The organism is Paraburkholderia phymatum, from assembly GCF_038900715.1.
GTDB classification, from domain to species: domain Bacteria; phylum Pseudomonadota; class Gammaproteobacteria; order Burkholderiales; family Burkholderiaceae; genus Paraburkholderia; species Paraburkholderia phymatum_A.
In genome coordinates, this window is sequence record NZ_JAYMRZ010000025.1 from 1 (window position 1) to 22,567 (window position 22,567).

The window sequence follows — 22,567 nt, forward strand, 5'->3', positions numbered from 1 at the left end:
TCGTAAATGGGCCGCATATATGGCTTGAGAAGACCTGTGCGCCCCATCGCCTCATGCACGGTGGCGCTGCCCAGTTCACCGAGTCGCGTCGCGACGTCGCCGTCCGCGCGCTTGATGTTTCGATAAACCACTCCGAGTTCGTACATGTTCACTTTCCTTGAGCTTTGAGCGCGGCATCGAGACGCGGATAAACTCGCCGTGCGTTGCCTTCATAAATCTTGTAGCGCTGTTCCGGATTCATGTCGGCGGCTTCGACGTAGCGCTTCGTATCGTCGAAGTAGTGACCCGTTTGCGGATCGATGCCGCGCACCGCGCCGATCATCTCGCTGGCGAAGAGGATGTTGTCGACGGGAATCACCTTGGTCAGCAGATCGATGCCCGGCTGGTGATACACGCACGTATCGAAGAAGATGTTGTTGAGCAGATGTTCCTGCAACGGCGGCTTCTTCATCTCCTGCGCGAGTCCACGGAAACGTCCCCAGTGATACGGCACCGCGCCGCCGCCGTGCGGAATCACGAAGCGCAAGGTGGGGAAATCGCGGAACAGGTCCGAGGTCAGGCATTGCATGAACGCTGTCGTGTCGGCGTTCAGGTAATGCGCGCCCGTTGTGTGGAAGCATGCGTTGCAGCTCGTGCTCACGTGAACCATGGCGGGAATGTCGTACTCGACCATCTTTTCGTAGATCGGGTACCAGTAGCGCTCGGACAACGGCGGACTGGTCCAGTGGCCGCCCGACGGATCGGGGTTCAGGTTGATCGCGACGTTGCCATATTGCTCGACGCACTTCACGAGTTCGGGGACGCAGGTGGCAATGTCCACACCGGGACTCTGCGGCAGCATCGCGGCGGGAATGAAATGCTCGGGAAAAAGCTGGCTCACGCGGTAGCACAGCTCATTGCAGATCGCGGCCCAGGTGCTCGACACATCGAAGTCGCCGATGTGATGCGCCATGAAGCTCGCGCGCGGGCTGAACACGGTCAGATCGAGGCCGCGCTCGCGCATCACGCGCAGCTGGTTGGTTTCGATCGATTCGCGCAGTTCGTCGTCGCTGATGTGTAGTTCCGACGGCCTGGGCATCTCGGAGGGATGGCCCAGAGCAGCGATCTGACGGTTGCGCCACGTTTCCAGCGCCTTGGGTGCTGTTGTGTAGTGGCCGTGAATATCGATGATCATCGTTGCATTGCTCCGATAAGCCGGTTGGGCTCGGGCGCTCTTCGGCGAGGATCAGCTCGCGGACGGCGCCTTGTGCCTTAGAAGGTGTGCTGCATGCCTATGCCGTACGTGCTGCCCGATGGATTCCCTGTCAGCTTGTCGTAGGAGTAGACCGCGTACACATAGGTGCGCTTTGAAAGGATGTAGTCGTAGGCGACGCTACCGGTATTGCGTACATCGCTGCGATCGAGTGGCGCGCTGTGTTTCGTGCGCGCCCATTCTGCGAGAATCACGTTCGCCGGATTAAGGGGAACGGATACGCCGAGCTCATACGTATGAGAGCCCGTTTCCACATTGTCATTGCTGGTCAGCTGTGCGGCGCCGTAGACCTTGATGAACTTCGCATCGTAGGCGGCACCTATCAGATACAAATCCTGTCCCGTCGAAGGGGCGACTGCCACCGAACGTACGCGCTGTGCGGAGAAAACGGCCGTCAGCGGTCCGTGTACGTACGTCAGATGCAGGCCGGCATTGTCACGTCCCTGATGCCCCGTCGTGCTGCTCACGCCGTAGATCGCCGTGCCCGTCAAGCCGTCAAAACTGGGCGACACATACTCGACTGCGTTCTGCCAGACCGTATCGCCGATCTGCGTGTTGTTGTAGCTCGCCGTGTACGACTGTACGATCAGCGGCGAGAACACGACCGACGAACCAAAAGGATTGACGAACTGCTGGTTGATATACGTCGGGTTGGTCTGCTCGCCGAGCTTCACAGTGCCGAACGCGCCCGTCAGGCCGACATAAGCGTTGCGCGAAAACAGTCCATCCGTCGTGTTGCGCCCCATCTGGCCCGTGTTCGGCCGGAAAAAGCTTTCGAGCGAGAAAACCACCGCATTGCCGCCGCCGATATCCTCGCGGCCGCGCATGCCCCAGAACGACGTGGTCATCCCGCCGCCGCCCATCTGCACCGTGCTCGCTTTACTCGTGCTGAGTTTCGAGCTATCGATATACATTCCGATCAGGCCATACATCTGCACGCCAGGCGAAGTCATCGTCGCTGCGCCCGCTGCGGCTTGCGAAGAATCGGCATGCGCGACGCCGGCTGTAGCCGCGAAGCACGCTGCTGCGACACAACGGGAATTGAAGCGCCAGTTGTGCTTCTGATTGTTTTTGCTTTTTCCGGTTAACTTCACCGTATCTCCGATGGTTCGCTTTTTTTCGGGCGTGAGCGGTCCCGCTGCGTGTGCTCGACGCACACGCAGGCCGTGAATCCCTCAGGCGTTTTCCTTGTTCGGCTAGCCGTTTATCCTGCGCGCCGGCGCAGCATTTCGACGTTCAGTTTGGAACGATCGAGTTCGTGTTCCCATGCGGCCACCACCAGCGTCGCAACGCCATTGCCGATCGTGTTGACAATGGCGAGCCCAGTGCCCATAAAGCGGTGAATACCGAGAATCAGCACCATGCCTGACACGGGGATCAGCGGGAACACCAGTAGCGTCGACGTCAGCATGACAAATGCGGCTCCCGCCACACCGCTCGCACCCTTCGACGTCAACATGGACACACCGACCAGCGTGAGCTGTTGCGTCAGGCTCAGCTCGACGTTAAAGGCCTGCGCAATGAACAGAACTGCCATCGTCAGGTAGATGTTCGTGCCGTCGAGATTGAACGAGTAGCCAGCAGGAATGACAAGACCTACCACCGACTTCGAACAGCCAAGGCGTTCGAGTTTCTCGAGCATTTGCGGCAAAGCAGCCTCTGACGAACTCGTGCCGAGCACAATCAGAATTTCTTCACGGATATACCCCATGAAGCGCACGATGCTGAAACCGAGCAGCCTCGAAATCGCGCCGAGGACGGCCAGGACGAAGACAACGAGCGTCAGATAGAACGCGCCAATCAGTTTCAGTAAGGGCAACACTGCGCCGATGCCGTACGTGCCGATCGTGAACGCAATCGAGCCGAACGCACCGATTGCCGCGACCTTCATGATGATGTGGACGATGCCGAAGAACGTGTGCGCAAAGCCCTCGATCATCGCCACAAGCGGCCTCCCGCGTTCGCCAGCGGCCGCAAGCGCAGCGCCGAACAGCACCGAAACCAGGAGAATTTGCAGCACGTTGCCGGACGTGAACGCACCCGTTATCGTGTCGGGGATGATGTGCATCAGGAACTCGACAGTGTTCTGCTGATGCGCAGCCACCGTGTAACCCGTGAGCGCCTTGGTATCGATTTTCGCCGGGTCCAGGTTGAAGCCGCTGCCGGGATGAAAGAGATGCCCGGCCACGAGACCCACCACGAGCGATATTGTCGATACCACTTCGAAATACAGCAACGCCTTGCCACCCACACGACCGACTTTCTTCATGTCGCCCATGCCCGCAATACCCGTGACGACGGTGCAGAAGATGATCGGGCCAATGACCATCTTGATCAGCTTGATGAACGCATCGCCGAGTGGCTTCATCTGCACGGCTAGCGTCGGCACGAAATGACCGAGCAGCACCCCGAGCATGATCGCGACGAATACGTGGAAATACAGCGCGCGATAGAAAGGCTTCTTCGCCTCCCGTGCGCGCGACGTCATGACCGCGCCATTACTCATGACGTCCATCCTCGACGGACGGTGTAGCAAAGCATCTGAATCATCGTGTCTCCTGACCATAATTTGTTATCGAATGCACGGGACATACTGCATCACCGTCTGTCTGCGCATCGTGCGCGGCAGTTAACGCAATTTGTCTTGAAGGGCACTTCAGAATCCGTAAAGGCGCGCGGGATTCGTGACGAGCAGCTTCTCGCGCTGCGCAGCGTCCGGACAGAAACGGAACAGCAGATCGACCAGCTCGCCATCGTTTGGCATGTCCTTGCTGATGTTCGGATGCGGCCAGTCGGTACCCCACAGCACGCGGTCAGGCGCCGCTTCGATCAACGTACGGGCGAAAGGGATCGCGTCGTCGAAAGGCCGCTTGCCGACGGACACACGTTCCGCGCCGCAGACCTTAACCCATGCGAGCGGATTGCGCATGAGCTCGAGCAATTGCCTGAACGGCTGTTGATCGAGCCCCGCTTCCGCGCGCACGCGGCCCATGTGGTCGATCACGAATGGCACTTTGATGCGCGCGATCCGCTCCGCGTATTGCAGGATGTCCTGCGCGTCGAGATGCAATACGACGTGCCAGCCCAGGCGTTCGATGCGCTCCAGCACCGAGTCGAATACGTCAAGATCGGGCGCACCACCCAGATGCGCGACAAAATTGAAGCGCACGCCGCGCACGCCATGCGCGTTCAGATGAGCAAGCTGCTCATCGGTCACATTGCCGTCAACGATTGCGACGCCGCGATAGCGGCCATTGCTGCGCGCAATCGCGTCGAGCATCGCGGTATTGTCCGTGCCGTGGCAGCTTGCCTGCACGATCACGCCGCGCTCCGCGCCGAGAAAATCGTGCAGCGCGACGAGACGCTCAAACGGTGCGTCGGGTGGCGTGTAACTGCGATCCGGCGCATACGGAAATACGTCTGCCGGGCCAAAAACGTGGCAATGCGCGTCGCAAGCGCCGGCGGGCAACGCGCAAGCAGGTCGAACGGGATTCGGATCGGGCGGCAAACAGGATTTCAGACTGGAATTCATTGAGCGTCGTCTCTTTATGCATCTTCCGCGTGGGCGCGGACTGAATTGAGTGATTGGGTGAGCGGATTGTGGCTGCCCCGCGTTCTGACTACAATTGCCATATCCAACTAGCTGATATGTGAATTTCACATAGCTCACAATGGAACTGAAACAGCTCGAGGCTTTCGTTCAAGTCTCCGAACTCGGGAGCTTCACGCGTGCCGCCATCACGCTGGACACCAATCAACCTGCCTTGAGCCGACTGGTACGGCAACTGGAAGTGGAATTACGTCATACGCTGCTTGAGCGCAACGGGCGCGGCGTCGCGCCGACGCCTGCCGGTCAGCGAATGCTTGCGCACGCGAAGGGCATCCTGCAGCAGGTGCAGCGCGCGTCGCAAGATCTGGACGGATTGCATGGCGCGCCTGGAGGGCATTTCGCCATTGGTATAACGCCCAGTTTCGCGAAGGTCGCGACGCAAGAACTCGTGAAGAGCTTTCGCTCGACCTTCCCGGGTGCAACCATTTCGGTCGCGCAGGGGCTGTCCACCTATCTGATCGAATGGTTGATGATGGGCCGCATCGACGTCGCGGTCCTGTACGACACGTTCGATACACCGTTGATTGACAAGCGAACCATCTTTACTGAGGAACTGTTTCTGATCGGTCCGGATACATGCGAAGTCGATGACGATGTATCACTCGCGCGTCCGGGTGCTATCCCATTGCGGGAAATCGCGCGCTATCCACTGGTGATTCCAGGTCGCATGCATGCAATAAGGCGGATGGTCGAATCCGCGGCGGCAGAGCAAGGTGTGCGATTGCGGATCGAACTTGAGGTTGATGCTGTTACTTCTATCCTCGACCTTGTCACCGAGGGTATCGGGTATGCAGTACTGTCGCTGAACGCAACGACAAACGACGCGCTCAAGCGGCGTTTCAAGGTCATGCGTATCACCGAACCGACACTGTTCAGCCGCCTTGCGATTGCAACCAGCAGCAAACACACTCTTTCGCAACTGGCGACTCGAACCATTGCGATGCTTGAATCGAATGTAGTACCACTCTACGGTAGCGCCACATCACGATGAGCGTGAGCGCTGCCGGATTCACGCGGGAGTCGTCTCGCGGACCAGCTTGGATTTCGTGTGAGAAAAATTTCGTATTAACGGCACCATCTCATCCAGTTTGTCCTCCAGGGCGAAGTGCCCTGTATCGAGCAGATACAGTTCGGCCTTTGCGAGGTCACGTTGGTAAGGGTTAGCGCCGTCGGGCGGAAGACAACCGTAACGCACTCAGCCGATCATCGTCCGACGCGCGCACCGTTCGGCTGAGAGCGACCCGCGAGAGGCCGGAACGCCGGCGGCCGACCGCGAGAGCGGCGACGGCACCCGGCTACCTGCTCCTTTTACATCGTGCCGATCCGTTCGTGCGGATGTTCACAACAGCAGCCATCGGGATGATCCACGATGCTAACTTTCAAGGACAAGGAGTCGATCATGAGATGGGTTACCCGCGAACGCCCGAAAGTCGACCGCATTGCCTGCCCTTGGCTCGTGCAACGCTTCATCGATCCCGACGCCGAGTTCCTGTATGTGCACCGGGACGACGTCATGCGGATCGCCAGCGAGCTGGAAGGCACGCCGTACGACGTACCCGATGTGGAACTCGGCCACCATGGCGAGCAGTGCAGCTTTGATGCCTTCCTTCAAAGGTTTCAGCTGACTGATCCCGCATTGCACAGACTCGCGAATATCGTTCGCGGTGCCGACACAGGACGCGTTGATCTTGCCCCGGAAGCAGCGAGTCATTATGCGATGTCCAGCGGGTTGTCACGCACCTTTACGAACGGTCACGAACAGCTGCGTTACGGCATGCTTCGTTACGATGCGCTCTGTGTGTGGTGCAAGCACCATGCGCATGCCTAGATGGGCGACTGAGGGAGGGCTCAGATCATGGCTGTCTGCCGTGCTCCTGCCTCAAGGCGTCGCACCGGGCGCCTTGAACCTGCTTGTCGCCCGTGGTCTTCGCGGCATGTGCGACGGCTTTATCGCCGTGCTGCTGCCTGGCTATCTGCTCGCGCTCGGTCTCGGACAACTGGCTGTCGGGCTCATCAGCACGACCACGCTGTTTGGGTCTGCCCTTGCGACGATCCTGGTGGGCATCGCAGTCAATCGCTTCGCGCAACGCAGCCTGTTGCTCTTCGCGGCGGCGCTGATGACGGCCACAGGTCTTGCTTTCGCTGGACTGTCTTCGCTGTGGCCGCTGCTCGTTGTCGCGTTCATTGAGACGTTGAACCCAAGTTCCGGCGATGTCAGCCTGTTTCTTCCGCTCGAGCATGCAAGGCTCGCCGAATCTGCAACGGGTGCTGCCCGAACCGCGCTGTTTGCACGATATAGCCTCGTCGGCGGGCTGTCCGCCGCAGTCGGCGCACTTGCGGCTGGCCTGCCCGATTTGATCGCTGCCCGCTCAGTTGCCTCGCCACTCGCGGCGATACGCGTGATGTTTATCGTCTATGCGGTGGCCGGATTCGTCAACTGGCTGGTCTATCGGCGTCTGCCAGCGCGCCCGTCGAGTAAAGACACGCCCCGCATGCCGCTTGGGCCCTCGCGCGGAATCGTCTTGCGCCTTGCGCTGCTGTTCAGCGTCGACGCGTTTGCCGGCGGACTTCTTGTCAACTCGCTGCTGACCCTGTGGCTGATCCGTCGGTTTGGACTTTCGCTCGGCGCAGCCGGCCAGTTCTTTTTCTGGGCAGGAATACTCAGCGCGGGTTCACAACTCGCCGCGGCACCCTTGTCACGCCGCATCGGTCTGCTCAACACAATGGTCTTCACGCATATCCCTTCGAGCGTGTGCCTGATTGCCGCCGCGTTTTCGCCGTCCCTGTCACTGGCTCTGGCGCTGCTCCTCGCGCGCAGTGCGCTCTCCCAGATGGACGTGCCGACGCGCAGCGCCTACGTGATGTCGGTCGTCACACCGGGGGAGCGTCCCGCCGCGGCAAGCTTTACCGCGGTTCCACGAAGCTTGGCAGCCGCGGTCGCGCCCACCCTCTCAGGGGTACTGTTGGGCGTCGGGTGGCTTGCCGCTCCGCTCGTCGCGTGCGGCGCACTGAAAATTGCATATGACCTCTCGCTGCTTTATGCATTTCGTCAGGTCAGGGCGGATGGAGGATCATCATGACGCACAGGGGTTTTGTCGCGGGAAGGGCAAGATGGCGAACAAACAGCAAAAAGAAAGGAGAACCTCATGCCGAGCGTTGAGCGAGCCCGAGCGACCATGCTTATCGACGCCGTCTGGCGCCTGGTGCTTCGCCTCGGATTTCGGCTCGCTCGCGCCTGGTGGCATCTTCGACGGCCTCGCCATGAGGGCGCGCTAGTCGCCATCTACGTCGGGCAGGCGCTGTTGCTGGTGAAGTCATCGTACCGGGCCGAGTGGGGCCTTCCTGGCGGTAGTATCCGGGCCGGCGAGACACCCGATGCAGCGGCGCAGCGCGAAATGGAAGAGGAGATCGGTTTCTCGTCGCACCCGTTAGTCCCGTTAGTCCCCGTCGGCAGCGTGTGCGGCACCTGGGACGGACGAAGAGACCGCGTGCACTTCTTTGAACTGCACCTCGACTCCATACCCGAACTGCGGCTCGATAATCGTGAGATCATCGCCGCGCATCTGGCATCTCCGGAGGAATTGCGCAGCATCGCGCTGACAGGCGCGGTCACTGCGTTTCTCGACGGGGATCGCTGCTGTTAGTTGGGCACGTCGAGAAATGAAAAAGGTCCAACTCGTCCGCATGATAGGTGTAGATGCGGGTGTGGATGCACCCGCACCCACCCCAACGCTACCGTGCGTCGAACTGCAGATACTTGTGCGCGAAAGCAATTGCCATGCTGCCCTCGCCGACGGCCGAAGCGACGCGTTTCACGGGACTCAACCTCACATCCCCGCAGGCGAACACGCCGGGCACGCTGGATTCGAGCAGGTACGGGTCTCGCCTATGCGACCAGCGGCCCGCCTTGACGACATCGTCACCCGTCAGGACATAGCCGCGTGCGTCGCGGGCAATTTCAGCCGGAAGCCAATCCGTTTGCGCATCAGCGCCGATGAAAACGAACAGGCCGCCACACTCCAAGCGGCGCACCTCTTCGCTCGTTCCATCGCGCACGTCGATCGCGCTCAGACACGTATCGCCATATGCGCCGACGACTTCCGATCGCAACTGCACCGCGACGTTGTCCTTACCGACGAGCTGCTCGATCAGATAGCGCGACATGCCCTTCTCGAGCGAATCGCCTCGCACGACGAGCGTCACCCTGCGCGCGTGATTGGCAAAGTAGAGCGCGGCCTGTCCAGCCGAATTTCCACCGCCGATCAGATGCACATCCAGTCCGTGCGTCGCGGCCGCTTCGCTGCGCGACGCACCGTAGTAGATTCCTTTGCCAATAAAGCGGTCGAAGCCATCGATCGCGAGGCGCCGCCACGTCACCCCGGTCGCGAGAATGATCGTCTGCGAGCGGACGACATCGCCGCCGTCGAGATGAATCTCGCGTCGTTCGACATCGATTCGCGCCACCGACCGCGTGACCAGAATCTCGGCGCCGAGCCGCCTCGCCTGCTGTAGCGCGCGGCTTGCGAGTTCGTCGCCGGAAACGCCGTTCGGGAAGCCGAGATAGTTCTCGATGCGCGACGACGTGCCGGCCTGCCCGCCCGGCGCCTCGCGCTCCAGCACCAGCGTGCGCAGGCCTTCAGATGCGCCGTACACTGCGGCGGCCAGGCCCGCAGGCCCGCCGCCGATGATCGCCGTGTCGTATTCGGCGAAGCGTGGCTGCGTCTGCAAACCCAGCAAGCGCGCAAGCTCGCGCGTCGCGGGCCGGCTCAGCACCGTTCCGTCGACGAGCCGCAGCGCGGGGCACTCCACCTCGAACGGAATGGCGCCGGGCCAGCGCGCCGGCAGTTCGGGCGCGTCGGGCGTGAGCCAGTCATGGCTGATCTGATTGCGCGCGAGGAACTGGCGCAGCGCGGTACAGGCGTCGTCCCAGCGATTGCCGACGATGGTCACGCGTGCCTTCGGCGGCTCGGCGGAGAGGTTCTGAAGACCGCCGATACGCTCGCGCGCGAGGGCCCCCATCTTGAGCGCAACCTCCGGCGACGCGGCAGCGAGCGCGTAGTAGCGCTGCGCATCCACGCGCATCACGCGCGATGGCTCCGCGGCCCGATACGCGCCGGGAAACGGCGAACTCAGCGCAAGCGGCACTTCGCCGAAGATGGTGCCCGGCAGACGCCAGCCCAAAGTGCGCTCGATGCCGTCGAACGTCTTGATGACTTCCATCTTGCCTGACAGCACCGCATAGAGCGCGCGTTCGCCGCCTTCATGGACGGCGAATTCGCCCGCGCACAGATGCAGGTCCGCGGACGTGTGCGCGAGGCTCTCCAGTTCGTTGGCGGGAAGTGACGAGAAGAGCGGAACTGCCCGGATGTCATCGATGGTCAGCATGGCTTCGTCCTGTCCGGCAGGTGCCGCAGAGCCCGGACCATCAGGCCTCGTGGTCGTCACGTCCGACGAAAGGACATGCGCGGGCAAGCGGCTGAGCGATACGGTTACGGCGTCGTTTGTCTTCTGGTCGCAGCGCTCATCGAACGCGCCCGGTACATCCCGATGCATACTCCAAACGCACTGAGCCAGTATATGACTCTTGTCGACGCGGCGATAACTTCGTACATACGATCAGTGAGCAAGGAGCCGCGAAATCCGCGTGCATGCCGCGCGAAGGCGCCGGGCGCGGTCTTCAAAAACATATGAAGCAGCCAGCGTCAGCAGACCCGACGTCACACCCGTTACGACCGCCTCGGCAAAAGGAAGCCCATAGTGATTCGGGTGCGAGTACGCGTCGCCTAACATCGTCAGGAAGCCGACGATCAGCGCATTGCCGTATCGCCGCGTATAGAGCCTCGCCAACGGCGTGAAAGTCAGCAGCACGGCGAGGATTCCGGTGAATAGTCCTGTTTGCAATGCAATCGTCCAGTGGGCAAGACTCAGGACATTGCCCCAGCTACCCGGCATGCAGGTCATGCACGCGCTGGTCGGTTGCCAGAGACGCTTGACGAACAGCCAGACGCGGCGCTTCCACTCGATTGACATCATGCTTCCCATCGATGCTCTTGCCTTGGGCCGATCCGATAATTCATTTGCCCAAGGCTATTTCCTGGCCGTTCCTTCTGTCCGTCCGTTTTCTGCACGCGACTACGGTGTTCTCGCCACGAATGCGAAAGCGCCTTTCCGTCGGTGCCGGAAACTCGGCGCACACGATGGAATGCTACACCGCGATCGCGCAGATTGTGGCAGGCTGGGATGGCGTGTGTTCTTGACGTTGCATGGCGAACCGGGAGAACTGAATGGCCCGCGCACGAATAGCGGGACGACGAATCGTCTGGGCGCTCGTGCTCTGCGTTGCCGTGACGTTTCTGGCAGTGGGCACGGCGCTGCTGTACGAGTTGACAGTGGTCAGCCGCGCGGTGAGCGATTTCAGTCACGACGAAAGCGATGAACAGGTGCGCATCGCTCGCGGGCGGCTTACGCTCGACGAGCGCCTCAATCCTGCCTACCTGAAACGCTACGGCCTGGACCCGACCCGATACGCCGACAGACAGGGCCGCTTTTCGCCAACGGGCGCGGACTGGCAGCGATGGAGCCTGCGAACCAAAGCGGCGGCGACCGTGATGTGGCTCGGCCACAATCCGCCTGGCATCTGGTGGACGCTACTACAGATCAAATGTGTCGACCGCTTTCCCGAAGCCCATGCCGATACCGAGCCCATCGTCGACGTCGCCGATGCGTGTCTCGGCGAACCGCACTGATTGGCGCAGTGCAAGTTCAGTACGAATGCTTCCCTCGACGCTGCGATCACTCGCGTGGATCGATCGGCGACGGCGGCACGCCACGCGCTTCGATAGCCTCACCGGCGAGCAGACAAAGATCCTCACGATAATGAGCCGCGACGATCTGCACGCCCACCGGCACGCCGTCGACCAGTTGCGTCGTCACCGTCAGTCCGGGCAAGCCCATTGCGGGCAACGCCCGCATCGTCAGCTGCGCCTCCCATACGCGATCAAAGCCTTCCGCGCCCCGCTGATCCAGATCGTCAGGAAACGGCAGTTCCGCGGAGACGGGCATCAGCACGACGGCGTACTGGTCCAGGAACAGGCGCCACTGACGAACCAGCGTGGTACGCCGCACCAGCGAACGACTGATGACATCGGCAGGCAGCCCTTGCACTTTGAGGCGCGCTGCAGCCACCACTGCGGCCGCGCCCGGGTCGCCGTCGCGTGCGACGGAATCGGCCAGCGCGTCGAAGCCGTCGCCGAGCCATAGCCGCTCCTGCAATTGCGCCGCTTCACGCATCGACGGCACATCGTCGATTTCCTCGACGCTCCAGCCCGCGTCGACGAGGCGCCGCGCGGCATCGAGCAATGCGTCCTCGACCTCCTTCGCAATCTGCAATCCGCCGGGACGCAAACAGAGCGCCGCGCGCAGCGGCACCGCGCGCCCGTCGACCGGCATCGGCACATGCCAGGGATCGCGAAGATCGGGCGCGGCGAGTGCAACGAGACCCAGCCGCAAATCTTCGACAGTGCGCGCGATCGGTCCCGCCGCCGACATCAACTGCGCACCGATCGCACGTTCCGGCGACGATGCGTTGAACGCCGGCACGCGCCCAAGGCTCGGCCTGAGGCCGTGCACGCCGCACGCGTAGGCCGGATAGCGGACCGACCCGCCGATATCGGTTCCCAGCCCGATATGCCCGATGCCCGCAGTGACGGCGACGGCCGCGCCGCCCGACGAGCCGCCCGGTGTCAGCGACGGATCGCGCGGGTTGATCGTGCGGCCATGCACGAGGTTCGACGTGAACCAGCGCAACGCGAAAGTCGGTGAATTGCTGCGGCCGAGCAATACCGCGCCGGCTCTTTGCAGATTGTCCACGGCGGGGCTGTTCACCTCGGCGACCAGATTTTCCTGCAGACGCGTACCGTTCGTGGTCGCGAAGCCCGCCTGATCGACGTTGATCTTCACGGTCACGGGCACGCCCGCGAGCGGCCCCGGATCTTCGCCGCGCGCAATCGCGCGATCGATGTTGTCCGCTTGCTGGAGCACCCATTCCGGCTTGTGCGCGACGATTGCGTTGACCTTCGGATTCACCGCATCGAGACGCTCGAGCGCCGATTCCGCCGCTTCCTTCGCGGATACGTCGCGGGTTCGAATGCGTTTCGCCAGTTCCGCCGCGGACAGGCGCCATAGTTCGCTCATGTTGCCTCCAATGATGTCTTCGATGTCTTTTGTACCGCAATGTATCTACGGCCGTTCGGGACATAGTGACTTACATTCCCGCGCGTTCGGGAAACAAGCCAGATACACGTGCGGGTTCAAATAACGTCACGCAAGGTTGATTCATGACAGTGCGACTCGCCGGGACGACATGCAATCGCGAATGCAACGTGCAACGCGCGACGGCCGCCCGGAAGCATCACCGCAAGCCATTCAACTTCTGGAGAATACTCATGAAACTCGTGAAAGCCCTTTTCGTCGCAGCATTGATCTCCGCTCCTGCTCTTTCGTTCGCGCAGTCGAACCAGCCGCTGACCCGCGCGCAAGTGCGCGCTGAACTGGTCCAGTTGCACCAGGCCGGCTACAACCCCGCCAGCGACTACACGCAATATCCGAGCAACATCGAAGCAGCGCTGTCGCGCATCCAGGCACAAAAGGATGCGTCCTATGGCGGCGTCGCAGCGGGTCAGGCGAACTCGGGCTCGCGTCATGACACGGCGCAAGCGCCCGCCGCGCAGCAAAACATCATCGGCCTCGAACCGGTCTACGCGCACTCGTGATCGTCGCCGCTCCGAAGCGAACGCGTGAAAGCGCGTTCGCTTCGGAGCATACGAGCCTGCCGGATGCCCGCCGATGCCTCCCGCGCGGACGCTTATTTATGCAGCTTGGCAGGATGGTGAACTGCATCCTTGACACGTTGCATCCAGCCACCCGGCGCAGTCGATAGGGGCTCCGCTCCCACATGCCCATCATCGGCTGGATGACGCTCCGCGTCGTCCATAGTTCCATCGATAAGCCGACGTGACCCGGTGAATCGCACATGCAGCACGGCGGCGAGCGCCCGCTCATAGGCCTCGACACTATCGTCGCCGGGCACTATCGCCGCAAGCGCGTTTGCGAATCCCGATGCGGCTTCGATGGCGGTCTCGCTGTACGTATTGCTCCGCATGAACGTCTGGCGCACATCGGTTTTCAACGCCTGAATAGCCGATGCTACTTTTTCGTATGCTTGAGCGGGTGCTTCGACGTGATGCCGAAGCTCTGATGCGCACGGTGTCGGCGGATAGGCGAGTACATTTCTATTGGCGTCGATCCGCGCTGCGAGGTTCTTGATATACGCGACTTCGACTGCGGGAATGCTATCGCGCCGCCTAAGGGAATCATGCACTCGTGAAGCGCCCTGCATCGCCGACGCCAAACTTGCGAAATCATGGAAGAGCAGATGCCTCGCGGCACAATCGAGCACGGCATCCGGTGGCAATGCGAGTTCGTGAGCGACCGACAGACTCGTCTTCATCACGATCAAAAGCAGGTCACTCCACTCGTCCTTACGGTAGCCTCTCATCGAACCTTCGTTCATTGCGGACCCCGCGTAGATGTGCGTCGCATGAGAAGCCATACTACGCCGCGCGTGCTTTCAGCACCATTACGCGGCAGCCTTCTGCCGATATTCCGATGATTCAAATCTCACACGATGCGCTCTCTTCCTGCAAGTCATATTGAAGAGCGCATATCGCCGGGAAGGATCAATTGTCGTTGAGTCACGGATGTCTGTCCTGGCTTTTCGGCAGCGCCGTTCGACGGCACTCGAAACACCCGCGATCACAACAGTTCACGTGCGGGAAAATTCAACGTGGGCAGTTCCGCTGCGCGCTGGAAAGCACCGTTCTATACTCCCCAGCACTTCGGAAATCAGCACGGCGCTTCGTCCTTGTCGCTTCGTCTTCGTCGCTTCATGTCCCGCCCGCAGCAATTGCACTTCTTCTTACGATATATCGTCGTTGCGCTCGTGCCGGCGCTCCTGCTCGGATCGTTTGCATGGGTCGCGGGATGGGTCCGGCTGCCGGGCAGCGCAGAACCGCTGACGCCCGACCGTCTGGTCGATTCTTTCGAAGCCGTCGCGGGCAGGCATCCGGGGTTTCGGCGCAATCACGCCAAAGGTGTCTGCGTGAGCGGCTATTTCGACGGCAACGGCAACGGCACGGCGCTGTCGCGAGCGGATGTGTTCAGGCGAGTCCGCACGCCCGTCACAGGCCGCTTCTCGGCGCCTGGCGGCAATCCTGCCGAAGCGGACGGCGACACGACAGTACGCAGTTTCGCGTTGCGCTTTCTTCCCGTCGACGGACAGGAATGGCGCACAGGCATGAATTCGGCGCCTGTCTTCGCGGTGCGAACGCCGCAGGCCGTCTATGAGCAGATGCAGGCGTTGCGCCCGGATGCGCACACCGGCCATCCCGACCCCGCAAAAGTCGATGCGTTCGTCGCGCGTCATCCGGAAACGAGCGCGTTGCGCGACTGGGTCGCGAATCATCCGCCATCGTCGGCTTTCTATGACGCGAGCTATTTCAGCATTAACGCATTCCGCTTCACCGATGCGCGCGGCGTCACGCGATTCGTGCGCTGGAGCGTGGTGCCCGACACACCTTATGCGCCGCTCGACGAACACGACGCGCGCGCGAGCGATCCCGATTTCCTCGCACACGGCCTGAGAACGCGGCTCAAGTCCGGCCCCGTGCGCTGGCGTCTCATGCTCACGCCCGCCGGCCCGGGCGATCCCGTCGACGATGCGACACGCGCCTGGCCGGCCGAGCGCGAGTTGCATCGCATCGATGCGGGCACGCTCGTGATCGATCGTGCGCAATCGCAGATAGACGGTGCGTGCCGCGATATCAACTTCGATCCGACGGTGCTGCCGGCGGGCATCGCGCCTTCGGACGATCCCCTGCTCGCCGCGCGCTCCGCCGCTTACGCGGTGTCGTTCAACAGACGCACGAACGAAGAAGCCAATGCGGCCACGAGCGGCCGTTGAAGATACGGAATCAAAGTGGCGGAACAAGTGCATGGAATAAAGCACCACGGCCAGGTGTTCCGTCTTTAGTTAGACCAGATGGCCCGAGCTTCGCGCCCACAGCCAGACGATCGCACACGATCGCATTCGCGCAAGGTCGGCCTGCACGGGGATCATGGAGAAGAACCTTCGATGAGCGGTGCAGACTTACCCGGCATGCTTCCCGGCATGCTGCCTCGACTGTGGGCGTTCGCGCTTCGCCTGTCGGGCGATCGGCATGACGCCGAGGACCTCGTGCAGCGTGCATGCCTGCGCGGGCTGGAACGCGCGCATCAGCTTCGAGCCGACACGGCCCCGTTGAGCTGGATGTTTTCCATCGTTCATTCCACCTGGATCAACGAGTTGCGCGCCCGCAGCGTGCGCAAGCGGGCGAGCTTCGAGTGTGACGACGATTTCCTCGAAAACCTGCCCGATCCCGTCGATAATCGTCCGGAAACCAGACTCATGCACAGCCAGATCGTCGAGGCGATCGAACGCCTGCCCGAAGCGCAGCGTGTCGTGATGCTGCTCGTCGCGGTCGAAGGGCTGACGTATCAGCAAGCCGCCGACGTGCTCGATATACCCATCGGCACCGTGATGAGCCGGCTCTCGCGAGCGCGGCAATCGGTCGGCGCCATGTTCGGCGGCGAAACGCCCAAGGCGCGTTCCGCCCCGCAGCACAAGGACTCCATCGCATGAAGGCCGACGACGCCCAGTTACTCGCCTATGTAGACGGCGGCCTGTCGCCTGACGAACGCGCCGCAGTCGAAATGCAGTTGCGCGAATCCGCCGAGGCACGCAAGAAGGTCGCGCTGTTGCGCGCCTCGCAGGTCGATTTCGCGGATGCCTTCGCCCAGCAGACGCTGCCGCCCGTGCCGGAATCACTGAGGCTTCGCGTCGACGAAATGGTGCGCGCGCATCGTCCTTCCAGCGCAAACGACGCCGCCATGCCGACTTCAACCCAGCCGTCTTCCGCGCCCGTGCGTTCACGTCTGCGCGGCGTGCCCGTGTGGCTTGCGGCGGCGTGCGCTGCGGGCGCGTTCGTGGCCGGCCAGTTCGTTCATCCCGGCGCGCTGTTCGGACCCGGCGCGCCGGGCTCGGGCGGCTCGCAGATGGCAAGCGCATCGAACGTGTCGCCGTGGGTACAGGCGGCCGTCGGCTATCAGAAGCTCTATACGCGCGATACCGTTGCGTATCACGAGGACGATCCGGCGCTCGCCGCGAAGGTGGTCGAGGACATCCGCCGCGACGACCGCCTCGCGCTGCGTGTGCCGGACCTGAGCAGCGCCGGACTCACCTTCAAGTCGGTGCAGCGTCTGCGCTTCAACAACAAGCCGCTCGTGCAGATCGTCTATCTGCCGCGCAACGGTCCACCCATCGCGCTGTGCGTGATGAAGGACGCGCGCCCGGATCAGGCGGTCGCGTCCCGCACCGTCGAATCGATGGAGGTCGCGACGTGGCGTCAGGCCGAGTTGAGCTATGCGCTCATCGGTGAGGCGAACGGAGCCGATCTCGCCGCACTCGGCAAGCGCATCTCGAACCTCGACATGGCCCCTCTGTTCGGCGATGCGCAACAGGCGGACCCGTCGCGTGCGGGATAGCGCCGTCTCGCGGGAACGCTCCGCGCATCGCATGGAATAACGACCCGACACAGGTGTTATGCCATTGACCCGCATGGCGACATGCGGGCGCGGGGCCGCGACATCACTCGTGAAATGCGCGGCACACGCTCTGCGAACCGCGTTGGATCGGCCTTATGAATTCGGACGACATCGGACTGATGGCCTACGTCGACGGCGCGCTGGCCGCCCGGCAACGTGCGGAAGTCGAGCGCATGCTCGACGACGACCCCGACGCGGCACGGTGCGTCGCGTGGCTCGCTGCGTCACGCCTTCCGTATGCGCACGCGTTCGCGCATCAACGGCTTCCGCCCGTACCCGCGAGCCTCGCCAACACCATCGACATCATGTCGCATATGGCGCGGCGCAGAACTGGTCTCACCGCGTCCATCGATTGCCGCGAGAGCGCGAACGACGCCTTCGCAGAGAAGCGGTGCTGCACGGTGTCAGGCACGACCTCACGCACGGCGTCAAGCCAGCGTCGATGGATCGCGCTCGCGGGGTTCGGCGTGGCCCTGGGCATCGCCTTCGTCGCCGGTGCGTGCGTTTGCAGGTTCGCGATGTGTGTCCCGTATGCCGCGAACTAGCACGGAATAATTTCTCCGCCCGGTTGTTGTGCTGACGAGACCGGCGTTTGCCGGACGCGAACGTTTCTTCGATCAACGGCTGAGCATGAACTATCTTTATTCCGCTTTATTTTGTTTGCGTATGGATCTTCTGACCGGACAGATGACTTGCCGTGCTACCTGTAGAACAGGTAAGTCGCGATATAGGGCGAACTGCCGGGCTGATGCTCTGCCGTGCAGGGCCCGGTCGGCTTCACACCGCCGACTGTCTTGACCCGCTGCACATAGCGCGTCGAAGCGAGCGAGCCTTGCGCTCCTGTCGAGCGCGTTTGCAGCAGAAGTTGCGGCACGCTGTCGGGCATATCGCTCGGCTTCTGCGCGATGACGTGTCCCTCGATGCGGCTGCCGTCGCGCGCTTGCCATGAGGGTCCAGCCGAATGCTCGATCACGGCGGCGCCGTTCGCATCGTAGAGCGTCGCGTGCGGCTGGCGGAAAACCCAGCCAAGCGTGTGATCTGAACCGTATTCGCATGCATAGATCTGCACGCCCGATGCGGTCGCACTCAGAAACGCACGCGCGTCGGGCAGATCGATCGATTCCGCTCGGGCGCACGCGCCTGTCACGGCCCAGATCAAACCAGCTCCAATTGCAATTGGCGTCCCGCGTAAATGACGAATCATCGCGATGCTCCTGTTGTCGTTGGGTCGATGCCACTCGAACCGCTCTTCCACAACACTCCATCGCATGGATCTATTCCAGGCATTTCGCGGGATCGCGCTATGTGCAATATTCGACGGCGTCCGGCTGCTTCCTCTCACATCGCGGATACGATTTGCCAACTGATCGCGGTGAAATCCAGAAGCCCACCGTCGATCATCCCGACAACCTCGAACGTTGGTGCTTTTCCAGTTGCGCACGGGGCATCGCTGAGGCAGATACATCCCGCGTGATGCCCTCATGCCAGCGCAACCGTGATTACCGTGCGGCCTTGGGCCCGATCGACGAGTTCAGAGTATGTCGGCGCGCCGCCCAACCAGCGCGCAAGCCCATAACGCCTCCGATGACCGACGACCACCAGGTCGGCGTCAAGCATTTCGGCATGTTGCGCGATGCGCTCGACCACCTTGCCAATCGCGAAGTGTCCACTGACCTTGATGCCGCTGGCCGTCATGTGATCGATTGCTTCCTGGAGCACGTCACGCGCCCTGTTCTCGATCAGCGCGTATGCCGGCTCGCACAACATGCCCGAAGTCGACATGATCGCTGTACTGGTGTCGACGACGGTAAGCACATGAATGTGCGCATCGAGCGCCAATGCTATCCGACTCGCGCGAATGATCGCGGAACGAGCCTCTTCGGTGCCGTCGTAATAGATGAGTATCCGCTGATTCGAAGTCATTTGTTGCTCCAGTTCTGTTGTCGTTTCCTTCGCGAAACGAGGTGACTTCTCGTCGCGTCCGGCTCTCGGAAAACACGTCAGCGCGATTTCTATTCCACGCGCGAGTACCGTTCCGGTTAGTGGGCCGCACAGACGCATGAGCGAAGCGATTGCCCGTCGCAAACCAAGGCTTCGCGAGACAGTTTTTGCGAGCGACGCGCTCTCGTGGGAACCGGCGGGCATGGGCAGGCCGGTGCAGTCAGCCTGGCGCGTGTGTGAAAGCAATTAGCTAGTCAGGCGTTCAACGTATCGGCCATTTCTCTTTCTATCGCAGCACGCAAAGAGGTTGAACCATGAGTCGATTGACTCACTCGGTGGACGGAATAGAGAAGTCGGCGCCATCGACGACTCAGGCGCCTAGGCGCAGGGGCATTCACCCCGCGCACGCGCGAAATCTGGCGCTCACACTCCGCCGCGCTCGCCACAGACGGCTCATGACCGTGCCGATCGGCACATCGAGTACTTTCGCAGCCTCCTGATAGCTTCTTCCCTCGGCGTCCACCAGTAGTACAACGGCACGCTGCGCATCGGGCAGTTGCTCCACGGCCTTGATGATCTGCCGACTCATTGCCTCGCATTCGGGATTACGCGTCGCAGGGTCCGCGACCATTTCGAGCAGGCTGTCGTCCCATGCTGTGCTTGTGCGGCTTCGCATGCTGCGCGAACGCAATTCGTTGATCCACGTGGAATACACGATCGAAAACATCCAGCTCAAAGGCGACGTGTCCGGCCGCAACCGATGCTCGCGTTCGAGCGCGCGCAAGCAGGCGCGTTGCACCAGTTCCTCGGCGTCGTAATGATCTCGTGAAATCCGTAATGCGAATGTCCATAACCTCGGAAGAAGTTCGGGAAGGACCTTGGCTAAATCGCGATCCATCTACGCCGACCTTATGCTTGATCTTGATCTGTCATTGCGGGCGAATTCGCCGAAAAAGAAGCCTCGATTTTTCAGGAGCTTCGACGTTGGCGACCTTTTCCGGACTCGGATCGTCAAAACCGCATGACGGAAGAGTGATCATTCGCGCGAGCAGGTGCTTGAGTGATTCAAGCGCTTTTCGTCGCGGAAATGGTGCCAGTGACAAGCGTATGTGGAATGCGCAGTCCTCGTCCAACCGCATTTCGCGAAAAAGACTTCGTGAAATTCGAACGGTTACTGTCGATGGTGCTGTGGGCTGCAATTCGGATCGCGCGAAAGTTCCTGTCCGACTCCACGGCAGTTGCCGGCATCGCGCGGATCAACGCAACGCGTAGCGTGATCGGCGGCGTGATCGGGCCGATGGTGATGTTCGTGAATAGCCGGCAGACTGATTCACCCACCCGGCGCGGGCGCGATGTTCTGATTCAGCCGGAACACGTTTGTCGGATCGTACTTTGCCTTGATCGACGCGAGCCGACCGAGCTTGGTCCCATACGCTGCGTGCAATCCGTCAAGGCCTTCGTCGCCGCCCAGATAGTTCACGTATGCGCCGGGCGCCGCGTACGGGCGCAGCGCGTCGAGCAACTCGCGCGTCCATGCGATGTTCCGTTCACTATCCTTCGCATCGGACCATGCAGACGTGACCACGATATTCCAAGGCCAGTTGCGATGCCCGAACGCGGTCGCGGATTCGGGAACGCGGCTCCAAGCACTGTTGCCGTAGTTCTCCAGCACGATCACGGTCTGCCGTGACGGGACACGCGCAAAACGATCGACGACGATGTCGATGGCCGCGTCGTCAAGTGCCTTCAGGTAGCTCGATTTCCAGTAGCTGTGCAGGCCCGGCGGCCACAGGAAGTCCGCCATGCGCTGAGCTTCGTTGTATGGCGTGGGTGCGAACTTGTCGACAAGGGGTGGCCCGTATTCGCGCAAGCGCTGCAAGACTTTCTCGCCCTCTTCCACCGGGCCGGCGTAGACGCCGCCGATACCTGCGACGGGGGCGCCGCGCATCGGTGGAGGCAGCGAAGGATCGTCCGGCATGTGAAACAGAAGCGCGCCTATCGTCGATTCATCCGGTGATTCCGCTTCGAGATCCCGCCATCTGCGGATCGCATTCGCCGCCGCGCTGGCGGGATGGAGCACGATGCCGGCGAGCACGGTTCCCGCTGGGTGCGCCTGAAATTCGAACGACGTCACCACGCCGAAGTTGCCCCCGCCGCCGCGTATCGCCCAGAAGAGATCCTCATTCTCGCGGCTGTTGGCTTTCACCTTGCGACCGTCGGCGAGCACCACATCGGCGCCCAGCAAATTGTCGAGCGCGAGTCCATGCTTGCGGACGAGCCAGCCGAGGCCGCCACCCAGCGTCAATCCGCTTACGCCCGTAATCGACACGAAGCCGCCCGTTGCGGCGAGGCCGTGCAACTGAAGTGCGTCGTTGACTTCAGCCCAATTGCAACCGGCTTCCACGCGCACGGTACGCGCCGACGGATCGACTGTGATCGCCTTCATGAGCGACAGATCGATCACCACGCCGTCGTCGCAGACTGCATATCCGGCGACGTTGTGACCCGTGCTGCGTATGGCAAGCGGCAGGTCGTGCTTGCGTGCGAGCGCCACGATCCTTGTCACGTCGTCGGCGTCGACACAGCGCGCGATCAGAACAGGCCGCCGGTCGATTGAGACATTGAACACGCTACGCGCCTTGTCGTATTCCGGATCTCCAGATTGAATGACCTCACCCTGAAAACCGGATTGGCGAATTTCAGAAGAATTGATCATTTCTTTCTCCTTCAATGATTCGCTGATTTACCCGTCACGCAGTAGAACTTTGTCGACGTAAAACGCTACGCAAAGACGTCGCTATCCCCGCGCCGATACTGCATCGGCTTCTTTTCGAAAAGCGGATGGCGCTCGCAGATCAGTCGACGGACTTCTACAGCGCTTCAGTGCAGACGATTACTGATGTTGGGTGGATCGGGCGGTTCAGGATGGGCGTTACTCTGGCCGATACGGCCCAGTTCACTTTAGGAAAATGTAAGCCGTATATCAAGGTTCGCGACAGGATAGGATTGATTTTCGTTGCGCGTGCAGCGTGTGGTTCCGCGCATTGATCCGACGCACGGTGAAG

22 protein-coding genes and 1 pseudogene are annotated in these 22,567 nt (G+C 61.6%); 10 read left to right on the plus strand and 13 right to left on the minus strand.

Translation table 11 applies throughout. The features are described from left to right. The 5 genes and pseudogenes from VSR68_RS33645 to VSR68_RS33665 all read right to left on the minus strand — a co-directional run. A pseudogene (locus VSR68_RS33645) lies at window positions 1-146 on the minus strand (4-carboxy-4-hydroxy-2-oxoadipate aldolase/oxaloacetate decarboxylase); the annotation flags it as partial. 2 nt (window positions 147-148) lie between these two features. Beyond that, window positions 149-1,174 carry an amidohydrolase family protein gene (locus tag VSR68_RS33650; protein ID WP_342943900.1) on the minus strand — a complete coding sequence of 342 codons (1,026 nt, stop codon included), beginning with the start codon at window positions 1,172-1,174 and terminating at the stop codon, window positions 149-151. Window positions 1,175-1,251: 77 nt separating this feature from the next. Then, window positions 1,252-2,346 carry a porin gene (locus VSR68_RS33655; protein WP_342943901.1) on the minus strand — a complete coding sequence of 365 codons (1,095 nt, stop codon included), beginning with the start codon at window positions 2,344-2,346 and terminating at the stop codon, window positions 1,252-1,254. Window positions 2,347-2,456: 110 nt separating this feature from the next. Further along, window positions 2,457-3,758, minus strand: a complete 1,302-nt coding sequence (locus tag VSR68_RS33660) for a dicarboxylate/amino acid:cation symporter (protein ID WP_342943902.1) — start codon at window positions 3,756-3,758, stop codon at window positions 2,457-2,459. 150 nt (window positions 3,759-3,908) lie between these two features. After that, window positions 3,909-4,772 carry an amidohydrolase family protein gene (locus tag VSR68_RS33665; protein WP_342944014.1) on the minus strand — a complete coding sequence of 288 codons (864 nt, stop codon included), beginning with the start codon at window positions 4,770-4,772 and terminating at the stop codon, window positions 3,909-3,911. A 151-nt stretch (window positions 4,773-4,923) separates the two neighbouring features. Between VSR68_RS33665 and VSR68_RS33670 the strand changes: the two genes are divergently transcribed. The 4 genes from VSR68_RS33670 (at window position 4,924) to VSR68_RS33685 (ending at window position 8,506) form a co-directional block, all read left to right on the plus strand. Continuing rightward, complete coding sequence (locus VSR68_RS33670; protein ID WP_342943903.1) at window positions 4,924-5,853, plus strand: LysR family transcriptional regulator; 930 nt, start codon at window positions 4,924-4,926, stop codon at window positions 5,851-5,853. Window positions 5,854-6,261: 408 nt separating this feature from the next. Further along, on the plus strand, window positions 6,262-6,690 hold the full coding sequence (locus tag VSR68_RS33675; protein WP_342943904.1) for a chromate resistance protein ChrB domain-containing protein: 429 nt from the start codon (window positions 6,262-6,264) through the stop codon (window positions 6,688-6,690). Further along, window positions 6,677-7,942 carry an MFS transporter gene (locus tag VSR68_RS33680; protein ID WP_342944015.1) on the plus strand — a complete coding sequence of 422 codons (1,266 nt, stop codon included), beginning with the start codon at window positions 6,677-6,679 and terminating at the stop codon, window positions 7,940-7,942. The genes VSR68_RS33675 and VSR68_RS33680 overlap by 14 nt, the downstream gene beginning before the upstream one ends. A 66-nt stretch (window positions 7,943-8,008) precedes the next feature. Then, entirely contained in the window at window positions 8,009-8,506 is a 498-nt protein-coding gene (locus tag VSR68_RS33685) for an NUDIX hydrolase (RefSeq protein ID WP_342943905.1), read from the plus strand. Window positions 8,507-8,594: 88 nt separating this feature from the next. Here the strand turns inward: VSR68_RS33685 and VSR68_RS33690 are convergent, their stop codons facing one another. Then, entirely contained in the window at window positions 8,595-10,247 is a 1,653-nt protein-coding gene (locus VSR68_RS33690) for an FAD-dependent oxidoreductase (protein WP_342943906.1), read from the minus strand. Between the two features lie 231 nt (window positions 10,248-10,478). After that, window positions 10,479-10,892: a hypothetical protein gene (locus VSR68_RS33695; RefSeq protein ID WP_342944016.1), complete on the minus strand. Its 414-nt coding sequence runs from the start codon at window positions 10,890-10,892 to the stop codon at window positions 10,479-10,481. 254 nt (window positions 10,893-11,146) lie between these two features. Here VSR68_RS33695 and VSR68_RS33700 point away from each other — a divergent pair, with 254 nt between their 5' ends. Then, window positions 11,147-11,608 (plus strand): hypothetical protein, encoded by a 462-nt coding sequence (locus tag VSR68_RS33700; RefSeq protein ID WP_342943907.1) that lies wholly within the window; start codon window positions 11,147-11,149, stop codon window positions 11,606-11,608. A gap of 46 nt (window positions 11,609-11,654) precedes the next feature. Here the strand turns inward: VSR68_RS33700 and VSR68_RS33705 are convergent, their stop codons facing one another. Further along, the gene (locus VSR68_RS33705) at window positions 11,655-13,055 is read right to left on the minus strand and encodes an amidase family protein (RefSeq protein WP_342943908.1); all 1,401 of its coding nucleotides are present in this window, start codon (window positions 13,053-13,055) and stop codon (window positions 11,655-11,657) included. Between the two features lie 251 nt (window positions 13,056-13,306). On the opposite strand from VSR68_RS33705, the gene VSR68_RS33710 reads away from it, so the two are divergent. Beyond that, a complete protein-coding gene (locus VSR68_RS33710; RefSeq protein WP_342943909.1) occupies window positions 13,307-13,633 on the plus strand; it encodes a DUF4148 domain-containing protein in 327 nt (108 codons plus the stop codon). A gap of 92 nt (window positions 13,634-13,725) precedes the next feature. On the opposite strand, the gene VSR68_RS33715 is transcribed toward VSR68_RS33710, so the two are convergent. After that, complete coding sequence (locus VSR68_RS33715; RefSeq protein WP_342943910.1) at window positions 13,726-14,433, minus strand: hypothetical protein; 708 nt, start codon at window positions 14,431-14,433, stop codon at window positions 13,726-13,728. A gap of 375 nt (window positions 14,434-14,808) precedes the next feature. Here VSR68_RS33715 and VSR68_RS33720 point away from each other — a divergent pair, with 375 nt between their 5' ends. The 4 genes from VSR68_RS33720 (at window position 14,809) to VSR68_RS33735 (ending at window position 18,106) form a co-directional block, all read left to right on the plus strand. Continuing rightward, complete coding sequence (locus tag VSR68_RS33720; protein WP_342943911.1) at window positions 14,809-15,882, plus strand: catalase family peroxidase; 1,074 nt, start codon at window positions 14,809-14,811, stop codon at window positions 15,880-15,882. Window positions 15,883-16,053: 171 nt separating this feature from the next. Beyond that, a complete protein-coding gene (locus tag VSR68_RS33725; protein WP_342943912.1) occupies window positions 16,054-16,599 on the plus strand; it encodes an RNA polymerase sigma factor in 546 nt (181 codons plus the stop codon). After that, the gene (locus VSR68_RS33730; protein WP_342943913.1) at window positions 16,596-17,501 is read left to right on the plus strand and encodes an anti-sigma factor; all 906 of its coding nucleotides are present in this window, start codon (window positions 16,596-16,598) and stop codon (window positions 17,499-17,501) included. The genes VSR68_RS33725 and VSR68_RS33730 overlap by 4 nt, the downstream gene beginning before the upstream one ends. Window positions 17,502-17,656: 155 nt before the next feature. Continuing rightward, a complete protein-coding gene (locus VSR68_RS33735; protein ID WP_342943914.1) occupies window positions 17,657-18,106 on the plus strand; it encodes a hypothetical protein in 450 nt (149 codons plus the stop codon). Between the two features lie 155 nt (window positions 18,107-18,261). Here the strand turns inward: VSR68_RS33735 and VSR68_RS33740 are convergent, their stop codons facing one another. The 4 genes from VSR68_RS33740 to VSR68_RS33755 all read right to left on the minus strand — a co-directional run bounded on the left by VSR68_RS33740 (window position 18,262) and on the right by VSR68_RS33755 (window position 22,218). Continuing rightward, window positions 18,262-18,765 (minus strand): DUF3455 domain-containing protein, encoded by a 504-nt coding sequence (locus VSR68_RS33740; RefSeq protein ID WP_342943915.1) that lies wholly within the window; start codon window positions 18,763-18,765, stop codon window positions 18,262-18,264. A gap of 275 nt (window positions 18,766-19,040) precedes the next feature. Then, window positions 19,041-19,484 carry a universal stress protein gene (locus VSR68_RS33745; RefSeq protein ID WP_342943916.1) on the minus strand — a complete coding sequence of 148 codons (444 nt, stop codon included), beginning with the start codon at window positions 19,482-19,484 and terminating at the stop codon, window positions 19,041-19,043. A gap of 412 nt (window positions 19,485-19,896) precedes the next feature. Next, window positions 19,897-20,400 carry an RNA polymerase sigma factor gene (locus VSR68_RS33750; protein ID WP_342943917.1) on the minus strand — a complete coding sequence of 168 codons (504 nt, stop codon included), beginning with the start codon at window positions 20,398-20,400 and terminating at the stop codon, window positions 19,897-19,899. Between the two features lie 432 nt (window positions 20,401-20,832). Beyond that, entirely contained in the window at window positions 20,833-22,218 is a 1,386-nt protein-coding gene (locus VSR68_RS33755) for an FAD-binding oxidoreductase (protein ID WP_342943918.1), read from the minus strand. Window positions 22,219-22,567 lie beyond the last annotated feature (349 nt).